Source organism: Neptunicoccus cionae (genome assembly GCF_002860325.1).
Classification (GTDB): domain Bacteria; phylum Pseudomonadota; class Alphaproteobacteria; order Rhodobacterales; family Rhodobacteraceae; genus Amylibacter; species Amylibacter lutimaris.
Window position 1 is genome coordinate 1 of record NZ_PKOJ01000008.1, and the last position, 13806, is coordinate 13806.

Below are 13806 nucleotides of genomic sequence, written 5' to 3' on the forward strand. Positions count from 1 at the left end.
GGCTGAGAAATGACAGAACACAACCCGATCAGCAGGAGCAGAGAGTAGCTTAATTTACGCCAGATCCTGTCCGACAAATGGGGAGCAGCTCACTTCTCATATTCATCTGAAGCGGCGGTAGTTTCTAATTCACCACCTTTAAATTCGCGGTAGATGTGGCTAACTTCTCGCCCGCATCTATGGGCGTCTGCTGCTCTTCTCGATATTTCTCGAACGGGGTCTTGTTGAGATAGTAAAATTGAAACCACCGAAACACCGATGGAAAAGACACCAACGAACTGTGCACCAGAGATCGTCAAGTCACTAGCGAACGCAAGTAAATATATCTTAGAGATAACCGTTAGGAATGAAAGAAAATTGAGAACTAAAGATTGATTCCGGGCTTTCTTTTCGAGCCGCTTTGCGCAGTTGAAACGATTACTCTTTGTAGTTTTCATTCTTAGATGGAGTTTTCGACCTTCATTAAGCTGGCCTGTGGTTGCACTTGGGTTCGTGTTTTCGGTTTGTTGCATATTGATATGCGCCAATTCTGTGCTCCCAACCTGTTTGACTTTTTGTTGCAACAAGCCAGATTTTAATCACTAGTCTAAGATGGAAAATACACTGTGTCACGTGACATAACCATCATCCAAGCGTTAGGCGCATAAAGTCCGTTCCTAGGATACTGCATTGCAGCGTCAATGGTGATAATCAAGGTCCGCTCAGGGCCGTAAGCAACCATTGGTACAGCCGCAGCGACTTCACGCGATTTTTGCAATCCGGCTCCCCCTTTCTCGGCAAAGAGAAGACAGCTGCCCGTTGGATAGAAAGAACCATCACACTCTTAAGCTGAACCAATAAAAATCCGTTCCTCGGAAATCAGAGGCAAGCACATTATCAGCCATGCAGCATCAGCCATGCAGCGCTGCCTCCGAAACACTCCGGTTACGCGACATGGACGTGTTGGATGCAAAAGTAATTTCCCCGCGCCAATTGAGACAAAGCAGCAATTGCAGAACCCGATGCACTTGCCCCCGCCCCGCTTACTTCCCAAAGATCGCGAGAAGCGCCGCCCGTGACCGCGCACTCAACCGTGGATCGCTATTTCCCGATGCGAGGCGGATTACCTCCAGCCACCCCAGTTCGTTTTCCGTCACCGGCGTCCCGAAGATGTCGAGAATAGCTTTGGCGCCTGCGTGCCCGACGGCCTGCTCCAGAGCAATGCCCATCAGGAACACCGGATCACACTCGAGAGCGGCTGCCATACTGGGAACACGGGCCCGCGCGAGTTTGCTTGCGCCGTTCTTGACCATGGTAACCATATCAGGGTTCGGGTAACCGGCTTCCCTCGCAATCTCGCTTTGCGACTTTCTGGATTTCAACTCCAGAACGCGACGCGAAACGTATTTTGCCAGCTCAGTGTTTTCGTGTGGTTTCTTGCTCATGGCCATCCTTACAAAACTTGCGCAGTATTTGCTGCTCGCCTTGTTCGATAGCGAAAGCTTGACGCGGATTATGTTTGCTGGCCATTTTGAAGCTTTACAACGCACAAAGCCCCCGCGATGCAGGGGCTTTTGCTGGTAGTGCTTGAGTAAATGGTGGGTCGTGAGAGGCTCGAACTCCCGACATCTTCGGTGTAAACGAAGCGCTCTACCAACTGAGCTAACGACCCGATAGCGGCCTTTTAATCGGCGTTTCCGGGGTCTGCAAGAGGAGAATTACCCTCATCGTCATCTTTTTTCTCGGATTTGGCTTTTTGCAGCATAACCTTATGAATTAGTTTGGCATTTTCACCGTCACCCCGGGCAATACTGCGGATTTTCCCCAAGGGCGGCACCTGCAGATCGTGTCCTTCGCTCAGACATTTGTGGAAATAGGCCAGAGTTGCGTCGACCGCTTCGCGCACTTCCCGTTTCCGCAGGCCGGTGGCAACGGTCACATGGTCATAGATGTCTTTCTTGCGAATCTTACCGTCAAATTCTGCGGCTTCGGCCACTGTTTCCACAACGGTTGCGGATTCGGTTTCGTCAGTCTCAATCGCGTCGGTCTGGTCGGTTGTTGATGTCGTCGAAGTAGCCACGCTGGTGCCTCTTTACATTGTGATTTCAGTTACGTTCAGGGAAGTATTGGTCCAAAACACCAGCGCCACAACCATAAACATGGTTGTGGCGCCAGATAGTTTTCACTTGTGCGATCCGCTTAATGGGCGACGGTCGGCTTGTCCCCGCCCGATGCCGATTTCAGCGCCGCTGCTGCGGCGGCCTCTTCGGCAGCTTCGTCCCATTCAATCGCTTCGGGTTCCCGCACCAGCGCATGCTTGATCACTTCCCGCACGGTGCTCACCGGAATAATTTCCAACCCGTCTTTCACGTTGTCAGGGATTTCCGGCAGATCCTTCTGGTTGTCTTTCGGGATAAGAACCGTTTTGATCCCGCCGCGAAGCGCTGCAAGAAGTTTCTCTTTCAAGCCACCGATGGGCAACACATTCCCGCGCAGGGTGACCTCGCCTGTCATGGCGATGTCCTTACGGACGGGGATCTGTGTCAGGACCGACACGATAGATGTCACCATGCCTACACCTGCCGACGGGCCGTCCTTCGGGGTTGCCCCTTCGGGAACGTGTACGTGAATGTCGATCTTCTCGAACTCGGTCGGCTTCACGCCAACATCCGGACTGATCGAGCGCACGAAAGAGCTGGCCGCGTCGATGCTTTCCTTCATCACATCGCCAAGCTTGCCGGTGGTCTTCATCCGGCCTTTTCCTGGCAGTTTCAGCGCCTCGATCGAGAGCAACTCGCCACCAACGGATGTCCAGGCCAGACCGGTGACAACACCCACCTGATCCTCTTCTTCTGCAAGACCGTATTTGAACCGTTTGACCCCCAGAAACTCTTCCAGATTGTCTTTCGTTACAACGACAGCCTTTTCAGTACCCTTCACGATTTTTGTCAGGGCCTTACGGCACAATTTGGCCATTTCCCGTTCAAGGTTCCGCACGCCGGCTTCACGGGTATAGGTGCGCACAATATCCAGCAGTGCGGCGTCTTCGACTTCGAATTCACCTTTCCGCAGGCCGTGGTTCTTGATCTGCTTGCTGATCAGATGCTGTTTGGCGATCTCGGTCTTTTCGTCCTCGGTATAGCCGGACAGCGGGATGATCTCCATCCGGTCCAGAAGCGGGCCAGGCATGTTATAGCTGTTCGCCGTGGTCAGGAACATAACGTTCGAGAGATCATACTCCACTTCCATATAATGGTCTGTGAAGGTCGCGTTTTGCTCCGGATCGAGAACTTCGAGCATGGCGGATGCGGGATCGCCACGGAAGTCTTGCCCCATCTTGTCGATTTCATCGAGCAGGATCAGCGGGTTGGTGGTTTTAGCCTTTTTCATCGCCTGGATGATCTTACCCGGCATGGAGCCGATATAAGTCCGGCGGTGCCCACGAATTTCGCTTTCGTCACGTACACCACCTAGGGAAATACGGATGAATTCCCGCCCTGTCGCCTTGGCAACAGATTTACCCAGCGAGGTTTTACCCACACCCGGAGGACCCACGAGGCAGAGAATCGGGCCTTTCAGCTTGGCGCTACGCTGTTGAACGGCCAGATACTCGACGATCCGTTCCTTGACCTTCTCCAGACCGTAGTGATCTGCATCCAGCACATCCTGTGCACGGTTCAGGTCTTTCTTCACACGGGATTTCACGCCCCACGGGATCGACAGCATCCAGTCCAGATAATTGCGCACAACTGTGGCTTCAGCAGACATCGGGGACATTTGCTTCAGCTTCTTCAGCTCGCCTTCGGCCTTTTCCTTGGCTTCCTTGGACAGTTTGGTTTCCGCGATGCGGCTTTCTAGTTCGGCGAGTTCGTCGCCACCCTGCTCGCCGTCGCCCAGTTCCTGCTGGATCGCTTTCATCTGTTCATTCAGATAGTATTCACGCTGGGTGCGTTCCATCTGGTTTTTGACGCGCGATTTGATCTTTTTCTCGACTTTAAGAACGGACATTTCGCCCTGCATCAGGCCGAATACCTTTTCCAGCCGTTCCGACAGGTCCAGTTCTTCCAGAAGTTCCTGTTTCTGGTCCACCCGCACATTCAGATGGCCCGCAATGGTATCAACCAGTTTCGCGGGGCTGTCGCTCTCGGCGGCGGCGCTCAGGGCTTCTTCGGGTACGTTCTTGTTCAGCTTGGCGTAGCGGTCAAATTCCTTGGCAACCGCACTGCTGAGCGCTTCGAGAGCTTCAGGCTCGCGCACGGACTCTTGCAGTATTTCTGCGTTGGCCTCGAAATAGTCCGGGTTGTCCAGATATTCTGTGATGCGCACACGTTCACGGCCTTCGACCAGCACTTTTACAGTGCCGTCCGGCAGTTTGAGAAGTTGCAGCACAGACGCAAGAACACCGGTCTCGTAAATGCTGTCAGCGCTCGGCTCGTCCTCGGACGGGTCGATCTGGCTGGACAGGAGGATTTCCTTATTGTCGGCCATCACCGCTTCAAGCGCACGAACAGATTTTTCACGTCCAACGAAAAGTGGAACGATCATGTGTGGAAACACCACAATGTCGCGCAGAGGGAGTACTGGGTAAGAAACGCTGCTCGCGTTAGTCATATTATCGTCCTTTATTTAGCAAGAAGCATCAGGCCCCGGATTACCAGCAACACACCGCTTCTTCTCTTCTCGGTCTTTGTATGTGGTATCTGACAGCAGGATCGTCAAGCACCGCCGAATTTATTGGAGACCATTCTGACGCGATGTGGAAACGCCTGCAAGTACACAGGCGCGAAAAACTCCGTTTCCGGAAGCTTCCTATTGCAGCAACGCAGGACACTGCCTAGTATTTGGGTGAAATCCGGTATTTTTCCGCCCGCAAACGGTTAAACTCTGACTTTGCGTCACAAGGAAGCCATCTATTGTATTATCTGATTTACCAAAGTTCCGCGCTGATTCCACGCAATTCGAGCGAACATGACGCCATTCTGATTGCAAGTTACCGGTGCAACAAACGGGACGATATCACCGGCTTTCTCCACCGCGAGCAGGACAATTTTGTGCAGTATCTGGAGGGCCCGCAGGACAAGATTCAAGATCTGATGCTCCGGCTTGAAAAAGACTGGCGCCACAAGGATATTGAAGTTCTCGACGAAGGGCCGCTAACCACGCGTCGTCTGCCCGACTGGCAGATGGGCATGGTGGAGCAAGGCACTTTCGCCATTAGCGATCTTCTGGAAATTCAGGACACAAAGCTTGCCATCAAATCCGCCGATCCTTTCGATCTGGTGGTGTTCATGGTGGCAAACGCCGGCCTGTTGCGCCAGATCTTCGAGGTAGAAGAAAAAAAGGGCTGACTTTTAGACGCTGTTCTGAAAACCGGACAGGCCCGTCAGCAGGGTTCAATATCCCCTTGCGCGCGGCGGGCATGAAAGACTGCAACAAAGTCGTCAAGGCTGCCGCTAGCAATGGCATCACGCAAACCTGCCATCAGTTCCTGATAATAATGCAGATTGTGCCACGTCAGCAGCATGGAACCGATGATCTCTTGGGATTTGATCACATGGTGCAAATAGGCGCGGGAGTAATTCGCGCAGGCCGGACAGGAGCAGTCCGCATCCAGCGGGCGCGGGTCGTCCTTGTGGCGGGCATTGCGCAGGTTGATTGCCCCCATGCGGGTTTGCGCCTGCCCTGTACGTCCTGAACGGCTCGGCAATACGCAGTCGAACATATCCACCCCGCGCTGCACGGCGCCGACGATATCATCCGGCTTGCCCACGCCCATCAGATAGCGGGGTTTATCCTCGGGCAGTTGACCGGGCGCATAATCAAGACAGCCAAACATTGCCTCCTGCCCTTCCCCGACCGCCAGACCGCCAATGGCGTAACCGTCAAACTCAATGCTGCGCAAGGCCTCGGCGCTTTGGGCCCGCAGGTCTTCTTCAAGACCGCCTTGCTGGATACCGAACAGCGCATAGCCCGGACGATCCCCGAAGGCATCCCGCGACCGTTGCGCCCATCGCATGGAAAGCTGCATGCTCTCCTCAATCCGCTTGCGATCCGCAGGTAAGGCGGGGCATTCGTCAAAACACATGACAATGTCACTGCCCAGCAACTTCTGGATTTCCATAGACCGTTCCGGCGTCAGATTATGTTCGGAGCCGTCAATATGGCTGCGGAATTTCACACCTTCTTCTGTCAGCTTGCGCAAATCAGTCAGACTCATCACCTGAAACCCGCCACTGTCTGTCAGGATCGGGCGGTCCCAGTTCATAAAGCGGTGCAGCCCGCCCAGATTGTGAATCCGTTCCGCTCCGGGACGCAACATCAGATGATACGTGTTGCCCAACAGAATATCCGCACCCGTTTCGCGGACATTCTCTGGCATCATCGCCTTTACTGTGGCCGCTGTACCGACAGGCATGAAAGCCGGTGTACGGATTTCGCCTTTGGGTGTTGACACAACACCCGTGCGGGCGCGACCTTGGCGGGCGGAAATGTTGAAACCGAATGTGTTAGACATAGCGCCCCTCTACCGCTATGGCCCACAAAATCAAGCGTAAAGTGACAGGGGACCAGGGGACAAAAGATGGCAGATTCAGAAAACAACAGCGACACACCGTTTATTCTTGGATGGGAAGAATGGCTCTCCCTGCCCGACCTTGGCCTTCCGGCCTTGAAGGCCAAAGTGGATACAGGTGCAAGAACCTCTGCGCTTCACGCCTTCAATATCGAGAAATTCGGCACGACCTCCCGCCCGAGAGTGCGCTTTGGTATCAACCCAATTCCCGAACGGGACGATATCCATGTTATCTGCTCGGCGGATGTGATTGACCAGCGCGAAGTGACCAGTTCGAACGGCGAACGGGAATCCCGTATCGTAATTCAGACAACTGTACGCTTTGGCGAACAGTCCTGGCCGATCGAAGTGACCCTGTCTGATCGCAAGAATATGGCCTACCGGATGCTTCTGGGACGTCAGGCTTTCCCTGCGGGCACGACGATCAACCCCGCCGAAGGTTTTAACCAACCGGAGCTTTCGTTCGATTTGTACAAGAAAACGCTAGCAAACGTGCCAAAACGCCCGTTGCGCATTGCGATTCTGACAAGAGAGCCGAACAACTATTCCACCCGCCGCCTGATTGAGGAGGCGGAATCCCGCGACCATGTGATTGAAACCATCGACACCACACGCTGTTATATGAACATCCGCACTACGGCGCCCGAAGTCCATTACGACGGCAAGATCCTGCCCCGTTATGACGCGATCATTCCGCGCATCGGTGCCTCGATCACGTCTTATGGCACGGCAGTGGTGCGCCAGTTCGAAACCATCGGCACCTATTGTGTCAACGGCTCTGACGGGATCACTTCCAGCCGCGATAAACTGCACGCGCACCAGATCCTTGCCAGCTACAAGATCGGCACGCCGACAACGGCTTTTGCCTCATCCCCTAAAGACACCAAGAACCTGATTTCCATTGCCGGCTCCACACCGCTGATCGTGAAACTGCTGGAAAGCACTCAAGGCAAGGGCGTGGTGCTTGCCGAAACCCAGAAAGCTGCAGAGAGTGTGATTTCCGCCTTTCGCGGTCTGAAAGCGGATTTTCTGGTGCAGCATTTCGTCAAGGAAGCCGCCGGAGAAGACGTGCGCTGTCTGGTGATCGGCGGCAAGGTGGTTGCTGCAATCCGGCGCAAGGCCGCCGCCGGTGAATTCCGCTCCAACCTGCATCAGGGCGGCGTGGCCGAAGCTGTCAAAATCACCAAGGCAGAACGGGAAACAGCCATCCGGGCAGCACGCGCCATGAAGCTGAATTTTGCCGGCGTCGATCTTCTGCGTTCTTCGGAGGGCCCGAAAGTACTGGAGGTGAACTCTTCTCCCGGTCTTGAAGGTATCGAAAAAGCGAGCCAGCGGAATGTGGCTGGAAAGTTGATGGACCACATTGAACGCAACGTGCGCCCGACGCGCACCCGCAAGTCCATCTAAGCCGACCGCCGCTTCGCCCTGTTCCCGTCTGGAAACAGGGCTGAAACGCCGCAGGTCCGGTTTTCTTGCATTCTGGACACTCCGCCTTAGATTCCATATAAGAACCGTCAGGAATAAAACAGCAGGCCCCTTGTCATGAACGCCGAAAACCAACACCTCGAAGGTCAACCCCTGATCAAGCCATCGACGACGGACCATCCGTTGCACGAAGCCATTACCGAGGCATGCCGCACCGTGCATGATCCTGAAATTCCGGTGAATATCTTTGATTTGGGGCTGATCTACACCATTGAAATCGACGATGCAGGTGTTGTGGATATCCTGATGACGCTTACAGCGCCCGGGTGCCCTGTTGCCGGAGAGATGCCGGGCTGGGTTGAAGACGCTGTCATGGCTGTGCCAGGCGTGCAGGCTGCCAATGTGCAACTGGTCTGGGAACCCCAATGGGGCATGGATATGATGTCCGACGAAGCACGACTTGAACTGGGCTTTATGTAACTTTTCCATAAGTTTACACAAAGTTTACCCCGCCGCCGACATCCTGTCACACAGGGCCGCCACATAGGCGCCACCAGTGAATACAGGAGACTTTGATGCTGCGTCTGACTACACTTGCCCTTTCACTTGTGCCCGCAATTGCGGCGGCACAATCCGTACAACTCGGCCCGCGCCCAGCCTATCTGATTGACCAGATGGCAGAGGGTGCGCTGAAAACAAAACTGCAATCCTGCGCCGGAATGGATTTCCAGAAGCACGATTTTTCCATCGGTCACCGTGGTGCACCGCTGATGTTCCCCGAACATACTGCCGAATCCTACAAGGCTGCTGCGCTGATGGGCGCGGGAATTGTTGAATGCGATGTGACTTTCACCGCTGACAAGGAACTGGTGTGTCGCCACGCGCAAAACGACCTGCACACAACGACAAACATCGTAGCGGCTGATCTTGGCAGCAAATGCACCACTCCGTTTGCAGCTGCCAACGGCGATGACGCAGCGCAAGCCGAATGCCGCGCTTCTGATATCACACTGGCCGAGTTCAAAACCCTGAATGCCAAAATGGACGGTGCTAACAAAAAAGCCGCTTCCGCGCAGGAATATCTGGACGGAACTGCTGGCTGGCGGACAGATCTTTATGCCACCAAAGGCACCCTGATGACCCACGCCGAATCCATTGCTCTGATGCAGGATCTGGACGTGAAATTCACTCCTGAACTGAAAGCGCCTTCGGTTGAAATGCCCTTCAACGGCTTCACCCAAGAAGACTATGCCCAGAAGATGATCGACGAATACAAAGCGGCGGGTGTTCCTGCTTCCGATGTCTGGGCCCAGTCCTTCAACCTGAGCGATGTGCTTTACTGGGTTGAAAACGAACCGGAATTTGGCAAACAGGCTGTATATCTAGACGACCGCTATGAAGCCCATGACGATGACGAAGGCCTGATCGACCCGAATGATCCGGCAACCTTCAAGCCGACAATGGCAGAGCTGAAAGAGATGGGTGTAAACTATGTTGCCCCTCCGATCTGGATGCTGCTGACACTGGAAGACGGTCAGGTTGTACCAAGCGCCTATGCGAAAGAGGCCAAGGCCGCAGATCTGAAGATCATCGCCTGGTCTCTGGAACGGTCCGGCCCGCTGGCCAATGGCGGCGGCTGGTACTTCAAATCCATCAAGGATGCGACAACCACCGACGGTATGTACTTTGAGGCTCTGGACGTGCTGGCACAACAGGTTGGCATCGAAGGTATGTTCTCTGACTGGCCTGCGACGACAACCTACTATGCAAACTGCATGGGACTGGGCAGCCCAAGCTGATCCCCCCTGCCCGACTGTCACACGGGCTTGTCCTTCATGCACAGTCGCGTTACCAATGCGCCCCGCAGTCCGCTGCGGGGTTCTCTTTTTGTGGGGAGCCCCTATATTAGTCCCGTAACAAGCTTCGAAAGACTGACATGTTTGGAATTCCTGGAAAACAAGCTGTGTCGATCACCGACAAGGCAGCAGCGCAAATCGTCAAACTGATGAATGCAGGCGACAAGAAGGGCCTGCGCATCGGCGTGAAGAAGGGCGGCTGTGCGGGTATGGAATACACGATGGAATACGTGGACGAAGTGGACCCGATGGACGAAGTGGTAGAACAGGAAGGTGCCCGCGTGATGATCGCACCAATGGCCCAGATGTTCCTGTTCGGCACTGAAATCGATTATGAGGTTTCCTTGCTGGAAGCGGGTTTCAAGTTCAACAACCCCAATGTGACCGAAGCCTGCGGCTGTGGCGAATCCATCAAGTTCGAAGGCATGTGACCCAAGTTCCGCCCGAAGACATTTTCGTCCTATTCTGCACAAGGCGGCGGCCAACACCCTTGGTGTCCCGCCGCTTTTGCGGTAAATGATCCCGAAGCGCCCGTGCAAAGGGCAGATATATCAACGGGATGGGACGGATCGACATGCCAAAGAAACTTGCTGCCGGTAACTGGAAAATGAATGGCCTGCGTCAGGCACTGGACGAGGTGCGCGCCCTGCACGCCGCCTGCCCCGAAGCGACCTGTGACATTGTCATCTGCCCTCCTGCTACGCTGATCCGTTCTATGGTTAAAGTCTGTGACGACATGCAGATCGAAGTGGGCGGACAGGACTGCCACGAAAACACCGCCGGCGCCCATACAGGCGATATTTCCGCGCCAATGCTGGCGGATACGGGTGCCAGCTATGTTATTCTCGGGCACTCTGAAAGGCGTGCAACTTACGGTGAATCCGATGCGCTGGTACGGGCCAAAACCCTGTCCGCTTGGGAGGCCGGCCTGACCGCGATTGTCTGCATCGGTGAAACTCTGGACCAACGGGAAGCCGGTCAAACGCTGGAAGTGGTTGGCCGCCAGTTGCAAGATTCCACGCCAGATAGCGCCACTTCGAACAACCTTGTTATCGCCTACGAACCGGTTTGGGCCATTGGTACCGGCAAGACCCCGACACTGGAAGAAATCGGTGAGGTGCACAGCTTTATCCGTGATGCACTGGTGAAACGGTTCGGAGCGGATGCGCAAGACATGCGGATTCTTTATGGCGGTTCCATGAACCCCAAGAACGCCGGTGACATTGCGGGGATCGCAAATGTGGATGGCGGGCTTGTGGGCGGCGCATCTTTGAAAGCGTCCGATTTTTCCCACATTGTAAACGCTTTAGACGCCTGATCCTTAACCGATCAGGCGGGAATCGCCATTGGCCTCTGTTTCGTAATGGAACAGCAGCCGCTGCAGGGCGATGCGCAAAACGATCTTGCCCGAGCGCGCGGACCACCCAAGTTTTTTCTCTGCGTTTTCGAGCCCTTCAAGGAAGCAACAGCACCGCAGGACGATATCGGCCAGCCCCGGCCCGAGCGCTGAAAGAGCAGCGCTCAGCCGCTCTTGCGCCGCATTGGACCCGCCGCTGCTGTTGTTAAAACTGCCCCGTTGCCCGCCGGTCAGGAAACGGTCCCAGTTCTGCCCGACCCGCGGCCCCATTTGCGCCAGTTCGAAATCCTCACGTAGCCGGTCGCCCGCCGATATCAGTTCTCCGCTCAGGAATGGGACGCCAGATCGGTCCTTCTTGCGCCCGAGCACGGTTAACGGGCTCTCCCGCAGATTAACCCTTTTGCGCTCCGTCCCCCGATCGGGATCGTGGATCACCCTTTCTCCCCACTCCTTGTGCTGTTCGCTAAAGACGTCCGGCGATGGGCCGGTTTCCTGTGGTGACTTACCCTTTACCGTATCCTGCGCAATCGCACGTTTAAGCGCTGCGCGTCCCGCATCGGTAATCTCGTAAAGCGAGACGCGTCCGGTTTTCACGCAACGCAGCCAGTCCTTTATCACGGATGAACCGGCCAGATGGGCGTTTACTACGGCCGTACGGCTCTGGGTTTGATCGGGATTGGTACGCACCACCATGGCCTTTTTCAGACCTTTAGACACCACCAGTTGAGATCCGGTTTCCCCAAGCCTTCGTAGCAGGGTCTTTTCCCCTGCCGACATCGTTTCCGGACCGGTCCCGGCCAGTGCGGGGCGCAAGGGTGCAACACTCTTTTCGCCCCTTACAACGGCGCTGTTAAGATATTGATCCAGAACCGGATCGTCCCGCAGGGATTCTATCTTGCGGATGCGCCGCATGATGGTTGAGGGATGCACATTTTTATCCTGTGCAATGGATCTGATACTCTCTCCGTTAACCACATGTGCCAGATAACTGGCGGCGGCTTCTTCAAGATTTCCACGTGGCTTAATCGGTTCTGGTTGTTTGTACTGTCTCTGCATTCGCGTGGTTCCATGTTTTGCTTACCCTGAAATAGCGAGGGCCACATCCACTAATGGTTGAATTGTTGAAAACTTTGTTAAAGTTATCCACAAAACACATGTATTGTTTCCAAAGGATAAATTGAAGTTTACCCACAGTTCGCAGAAACCTGTTTCGCGCAACGGTTGTTGTTTTGTGCCTAAGCAGGGCGTGAAAGGAATTTATCATGCCCGAATCACACGAAATATTAAGCAATTTGCGCCGTCCGAAGATTTTGATTAGCGCCGCCCGATTGGGGTTGGCTCATTACCGGCGGGATGCCGATTTGCGCTTCATCACCGGAACCAGCCGCACGCCGACGCGCGAGTTTGCAATAGAGACATTGCTCCGGCGCGAGGCTCTGCTAGAGACCGACCGCAGAGATGGCGCGGCGGGTTACAGCATCCAGAAACACATCCGTGTTCTGACAGCGCTATTGGGGGAATTTCGCCTGCCGGTTTCCAGCCTCAGGGTCGTAAAGCACGGCTGATCCGGTCGTCAGGGCGCCAATTCAGCCGTACTGCTGCGTTCATGCAGGATGGCACCATCGCGCAACACGCGTACTGTCATCCCATAGCTGCCGTGCCCCCAGCCACCGGCCGGCTGGCGCTTGCCAGCAAAAGCGAACCACTGCGCCTGCGGCTTGGCCAAGCCATCTTGCGTTATGTCCACGATATTGCCTGCGGGACCGTCCAGCACCAATTGCATCCGGTCCCCTTCCTGCCCGTTCACAGCCAGCCCGTAGACCACAAGAGGCGCATCTTTTTCGATGGTAAAATCAGACCAGCGCCCGTCGACCACATCCCGCATATCCAAGGCGCGATCGGCCAGACCAAGGTCGATGACCTTAACAGGCTGATAGGTAAAAGCCTGCGCAAAGCTGTCTTCCCAAAGCGTGCCGGTCGCGCTGTAAGCACATGTTTCCCCGTCAAATTCCGGCGCGAACGGGTCCACCGGAATCCCGTCCTTGCGCACCGAAAGATGCAGATGCGGGAATTGGGTTTTGCCTGACAGGCCGACCTCTCCCAAAGGATCACCGGCTTTTACCTTCTGCCTTTTTTGTACACGCAAGGAACCGAGCTTCATGTGGCAGTACTGGGTTTCCCAACCCTCTGCATGGCGTAATACCACACCGTTACCACACTCCTTGCCCTCCACAGCCTGACGGTCTTCGGGCAGGACAATCCGGCGGTCCGTCATGGAATCGCGCAGGCCGAGAACCACCCCGTCTGCTGCGGCAAGCACGGCAACGCCTTCGTCCATCATTGGCACGGAAACACGGAAATCAGTACCTTTATGCCCGTCGTAACTGGCGATACCACAGGCAAAATCACGGCTGCCTTCTCCAGTGTCGTGATCCATAAACTGCTGGATTTCACAGGTTTCACCCAGCCTACAGTCAATGGGTTGCCGAAGCATCGGATCGGCCCAGGCTCCCGTACCGCCAGCCATGCCAACGCCCAGAAAAACCACTTTGGCCAGCCGTTTCAAGATTTCAGACTTCATCCGCCAATTGCCCTTTAACTCCGCTTGGAAACAGTGT

Annotated in this window: 14 protein-coding genes and 1 tRNA gene; 7 read left to right on the forward strand and 8 right to left on the reverse strand. The window is 54.9% G+C overall.

What is annotated here, in order from left to right; translation table 11 throughout:
• Nucleotides 1–89: 89 nt before the first annotated feature.
• The 5 genes from C0U40_RS20120 to lon form a co-directional block, all read right to left on the reverse strand.
• Nucleotides 90–527 (reverse strand): SLATT domain-containing protein, encoded by a 438-nt coding sequence (locus C0U40_RS20120; RefSeq protein ID WP_145991953.1) that lies wholly within the window; start codon nt 525–527, stop codon nt 90–92.
• Between the two features lie 495 nt (nt 528–1022).
• A complete protein-coding gene (locus tag C0U40_RS16495) occupies nt 1023–1424 on the reverse strand; it encodes a transcriptional regulator (protein WP_101656916.1) in 402 nt (133 codons plus the stop codon).
• 151 nt (nt 1425–1575) lie between these two features.
• Nucleotides 1576–1651, reverse strand: a tRNA-Val gene (locus C0U40_RS16500).
• 12 nt (nt 1652–1663) lie between these two features.
• Nucleotides 1664–2059, reverse strand: coding sequence for an HU family DNA-binding protein (locus C0U40_RS16505; RefSeq protein ID WP_101656917.1), 396 nt, complete (start codon nt 2057–2059; stop codon nt 1664–1666).
• 119 nt (nt 2060–2178) lie between these two features.
• Nucleotides 2179–4590 carry an endopeptidase La gene (gene lon, locus C0U40_RS16510; protein WP_101656918.1) on the reverse strand — a complete coding sequence of 804 codons (2412 nt, stop codon included), beginning with the start codon at nt 4588–4590 and terminating at the stop codon, nt 2179–2181.
• 302 nt (nt 4591–4892) lie between these two features.
• Between lon and C0U40_RS16515 the strand changes: the two genes are divergently transcribed.
• Nucleotides 4893–5327, forward strand: a complete 435-nt coding sequence (locus tag C0U40_RS16515) for a BLUF domain-containing protein (RefSeq protein ID WP_101656919.1) — start codon at nt 4893–4895, stop codon at nt 5325–5327.
• 35 nt (nt 5328–5362) lie between these two features.
• Here the strand turns inward: C0U40_RS16515 and tgt are convergent, their stop codons facing one another.
• Entirely contained in the window at nt 5363–6493 is a 1131-nt protein-coding gene (gene tgt, locus C0U40_RS16520) for a tRNA guanosine(34) transglycosylase Tgt (protein WP_101656920.1), read from the reverse strand.
• A gap of 66 nt (nt 6494–6559) precedes the next feature.
• Here tgt and rimK point away from each other — a divergent pair, with 66 nt between their 5' ends.
• The 5 genes from rimK to tpiA all read left to right on the forward strand — a co-directional run bounded on the left by rimK (nt 6560) and on the right by tpiA (nt 11149).
• Complete coding sequence (rimK, locus tag C0U40_RS16525; protein WP_101656921.1) at nt 6560–7957, forward strand: 30S ribosomal protein S6--L-glutamate ligase; 1398 nt, start codon at nt 6560–6562, stop codon at nt 7955–7957.
• Nucleotides 7958–8092: 135 nt separating this feature from the next.
• Nucleotides 8093–8455 carry an SUF system Fe-S cluster assembly protein gene (locus C0U40_RS16530; RefSeq protein WP_101656922.1) on the forward strand — a complete coding sequence of 121 codons (363 nt, stop codon included), beginning with the start codon at nt 8093–8095 and terminating at the stop codon, nt 8453–8455.
• 95 nt (nt 8456–8550) lie between these two features.
• Nucleotides 8551–9774, forward strand: coding sequence for a glycerophosphodiester phosphodiesterase family protein (locus C0U40_RS16535; protein WP_180957732.1), 1224 nt, complete (start codon nt 8551–8553; stop codon nt 9772–9774).
• A 137-nt stretch (nt 9775–9911) separates the two neighbouring features.
• A complete protein-coding gene (locus tag C0U40_RS16540) occupies nt 9912–10262 on the forward strand; it encodes a HesB/IscA family protein (protein ID WP_101656923.1) in 351 nt (116 codons plus the stop codon).
• 143 nt (nt 10263–10405) lie between these two features.
• Nucleotides 10406–11149, forward strand: a complete 744-nt coding sequence (gene tpiA, locus C0U40_RS16545) for a triose-phosphate isomerase (protein ID WP_101657130.1) — start codon at nt 10406–10408, stop codon at nt 11147–11149.
• 3 nt (nt 11150–11152) lie between these two features.
• Here the strand turns inward: tpiA and C0U40_RS16550 are convergent, their stop codons facing one another.
• On the reverse strand, nt 11153–12244 hold the full coding sequence (locus tag C0U40_RS16550; RefSeq protein ID WP_101656924.1) for a DUF6456 domain-containing protein: 1092 nt from the start codon (nt 12242–12244) through the stop codon (nt 11153–11155).
• A 206-nt stretch (nt 12245–12450) separates the two neighbouring features.
• Between C0U40_RS16550 and C0U40_RS16555 the strand changes: the two genes are divergently transcribed.
• Nucleotides 12451–12753 carry a DUF6477 family protein gene (locus C0U40_RS16555; protein WP_101656925.1) on the forward strand — a complete coding sequence of 101 codons (303 nt, stop codon included), beginning with the start codon at nt 12451–12453 and terminating at the stop codon, nt 12751–12753.
• An 8-nt stretch (nt 12754–12761) separates the two neighbouring features.
• Here C0U40_RS16555 and C0U40_RS16560 read toward each other — a convergent pair whose 3' ends face one another.
• Nucleotides 12762–13769 carry a M23 family metallopeptidase gene (locus C0U40_RS16560; RefSeq protein WP_101656926.1) on the reverse strand — a complete coding sequence of 336 codons (1008 nt, stop codon included), beginning with the start codon at nt 13767–13769 and terminating at the stop codon, nt 12762–12764.
• Nucleotides 13770–13806: the final 37 nt, after the last annotated feature.

Bases quoted from the DNA above. Each gene is read 5' to 3' on its own strand.
- C0U40_RS16555 (WP_101656925.1), top strand. From the start codon at position 12,451: ATGCCCGAATCACACGAAATATTAAGCAATTTGCGCCGTCCGAAGATT.
- C0U40_RS16540 (WP_101656923.1), top strand. From the start codon at position 9,912: ATGTTTGGAATTCCTGGAAAACAAGCTGTGTCGATCACCGACAAGGCA.
- tgt (WP_101656920.1), bottom strand. From the start codon at position 6,493: ATGTCTAACACATTCGGTTTCAACATTTCCGCCCGCCAAGGTCGCGCC.
- C0U40_RS16495 (WP_101656916.1), bottom strand. From the start codon at position 1,424: ATGAGCAAGAAACCACACGAAAACACTGAGCTGGCAAAATACGTTTCG.
- C0U40_RS16560 (WP_101656926.1), bottom strand. From the start codon at position 13,769: ATGAAGTCTGAAATCTTGAAACGGCTGGCCAAAGTGGTTTTTCTGGGC.
- C0U40_RS16530 (WP_101656922.1), top strand. From the start codon at position 8,093: ATGAACGCCGAAAACCAACACCTCGAAGGTCAACCCCTGATCAAGCCA.
- rimK (WP_101656921.1), top strand. From the start codon at position 6,560: ATGGCAGATTCAGAAAACAACAGCGACACACCGTTTATTCTTGGATGG.
- C0U40_RS16535 (WP_180957732.1), top strand. From the start codon at position 8,551: ATGCTGCGTCTGACTACACTTGCCCTTTCACTTGTGCCCGCAATTGCG.
- lon (WP_101656918.1), bottom strand. From the start codon at position 4,590: ATGACTAACGCGAGCAGCGTTTCTTACCCAGTACTCCCTCTGCGCGAC.
- C0U40_RS16550 (WP_101656924.1), bottom strand. From the start codon at position 12,244: ATGCAGAGACAGTACAAACAACCAGAACCGATTAAGCCACGTGGAAAT.
- tpiA (WP_101657130.1), top strand. From the start codon at position 10,406: ATGCCAAAGAAACTTGCTGCCGGTAACTGGAAAATGAATGGCCTGCGT.